Consider the following 2,191-nt stretch of genomic DNA (forward strand, 5'->3'; position numbering starts at 1 on the left):
CCGCCTCGGCCACACGGCCCACGGCCGCCTCGGCGTCGGCACGGACCGGGGCGCCCTCGGCCTCGAAGTCGATCGATCCGTCCGTCGACTGCCATAGCCGGACCTGCTCCACGGCACCCCTCAATGCGGCCCAGGAAGGGCGGTCGATCACGCTGCTCGACGGAGTCCGCAGATCCAGATCTACCTGTGTCAGTCGCTTTGTCATGTCACACCCTCCGCGGGAAACCGTGCCTTGGCACACCGTAAGCGTGCAAGCTTCCGAGATTGGGAAGTCGGGGTGAAAATCTTCCTCTGCTGATGCCATCTTACAGAAGTACTTGCTGTCAAGTGGGTGACGGGGTCACATATTTGTACGGCGCAAGCTGGCGGCTGCACGTGGCTGGCCCGAGTTGGGTGTCGCATCTCGTTCTTGGCGAGGTGTTCCTCCCGTGGTTGCTAGCTTCACTGAAGGTCGTCGGGCGTTCAGTGTGGTCGGGATTAGTTTGGTGGCCCGTGCATCTACTGCCGAGGTGTGGAGCTTCCCTGACTTCGGCGTCGGCTGTAGAGGTGCGGAGGTGAAGACGTGCCCAGGATGGCAACGACTGATTGCCGCCATCTCGGGGCCTGTTCGCGCTGTGCTCTTCTTGGATCGCTGCCTGCGAGCGGGCCAGGTAAGGGATCAGGCGGAGCCCCGGCAGACGCGAACGGCCAGAGGCTGCCGCCGCTCCCGTACACGCTGCGGCCGCACGTGGGATTGGACGACGAAACCGCTCACCAGCACGGGCGGCCGGCGTGTCACCGTGCACTCCGGCGGCCGCTTAGCCTCGATCCACCGACGTGAGTCGAGGGTGATCTTCTGGCTGGACTGTGAGCCGGGTTCGGGGTGGTGGCCGCGACTGGGTAGGCGTTACCTGCTGGTCTACCCAGCCTTTCCACATTCCGGTTCCGGTCGGGCCCTTGACGGGCGGGGTCAAAGGGCTGTCAGGCGGGTTCGGGTGGTCTGTAGACGGTGTCGAACAGGTGCGTCCAGCCGTGTTGCCGGGGCCAGTTGTATGGCAGGTGCAGGGTGATGCGTCGGGCGGAGCGGGCGATCCGGGCCGGGACCTGGACGAGGTGGGCGCGCAGGGTGGCGGTGGTGGCCTTGGCGTGGAAGGCGGAGGTCAGGGCGCCGGTGGCCCGCAGCAGGTTGTAGGCCATGGCCCACAGGGTCAGCCAGGCCGCGTTGGCCTGGAATTGCCCGGAGGGCAGGTGGGCCAGAGCTCCGGCTTTGCTGTCGGCGATGACCTGCTCGACGACGGCGTGGTGGCGGTGCTCCCGCTCCGCCTGGAGCGTTGCGGCGGGGTTGTCGGTGAAGAAGGGGTGGTAGCGCCAGATGGGGAACAGTTCGCCCTGCTCGCCGGCGGTGGCGGGTTTGGCCAGGTCACGGACCCGTCGCACGATGAGGCGGGCGGTGACCCGTTCTGCTTTCTTGCGGCCGGCGAACGCGGTGTAGACGGGTATCTCGGCGACTTCGGCGTCCGAGATCAGCTCGCCGGTGTCGGGATCGGGCACGGCCGTGGGGTAGGTGATCTGGTGCCATGCCCCCTCCGGGATGCCCAGGACGGCGCGTTTGATCGAGGGGTTCATGCCGCAGGTGAGGGAGAAGCGGGCGTCGGCCCGGCGGCAGGCGGCGATCACCCCGGCGTTGTAGAACTGCGAGTCCGCGCGCAGGATGCGCAGGCCAGTGCAGCCTGGCGAAGTGTGTCCGGACTGCAAGGCGGCCCCCGGTCCCGCGCACGCCTGCGTCGGGGTAGGGCTGCTGCCGGATCGAGATGTGGCACACGCCGGGCTGTCCGCCGTGGACCATCATGCAGACAACCTTCGAGGCTGGTTCCCGGAGCATCAAGGAACGGGACGCGTGGACCAAGGGCGTCTTCCTGGCCGTACACAATGGTCTGAAGCAGGCCGCCGCCGGGATCGAACCGGGCCACCTGCTCAGCCGTTCATCGACGCGGTGACCGAACTGGTCCAGACACAGGCCGACACACCGGCTTCGTCCGTCCTCCACGAGCGGGCGGAGATCCTGGATCGGCACTTCCCGACCAGTACCCGACCCCAAATACTGAGGCCAAAGCGACTCGGTGTCAACGGCCATGTAGTTCTCCCCAGAGGCGGCCAGTAGTTCTCCCCACTGACGGCCAGTGGAAGTTCCCCGGTGGCGGCCAGATATCTC

General features: G+C 66.9%; 2 protein-coding genes and 1 pseudogene. 1 reads left to right on the plus strand and 2 read right to left on the minus strand.

Features of this window, described 5'->3' with window-relative positions; all coding sequences use genetic code 11:
* Nucleotides 1-205 (minus strand): annotated as a pseudogene (locus tag AC07CM_RS50730) (DUF6421 family protein); the annotation flags it as partial.
* Between the two features lie 755 nt (nt 206-960).
* Nucleotides 961-1,734: a transposase gene (locus AC07CM_RS50735; protein WP_478883333.1), complete on the minus strand. Its 774-nt coding sequence runs from the start codon at nt 1,732-1,734 to the stop codon at nt 961-963.
* Between the two features lie 92 nt (nt 1,735-1,826).
* On the opposite strand from AC07CM_RS50735, the gene AC07CM_RS50740 reads away from it, so the two are divergent.
* Complete coding sequence (locus AC07CM_RS50740) at nt 1,827-1,976, plus strand: hypothetical protein (protein WP_478883334.1); 150 nt, start codon at nt 1,827-1,829, stop codon at nt 1,974-1,976.
* The last annotated feature ends 215 nt before the right edge of the window (nt 1,977-2,191 follow it).

This window comes from Streptomyces sp. NPDC044061 (assembly GCF_056434305.1).

Excerpts from the sequence above, each read along its gene's own strand:
- AC07CM_RS50740 (WP_478883334.1), top strand. The coding sequence starts at position 1,827 with ATGCAGACAACCTTCGAGGCTGGTTCCCGGAGCATCAAGGAACGGGAC.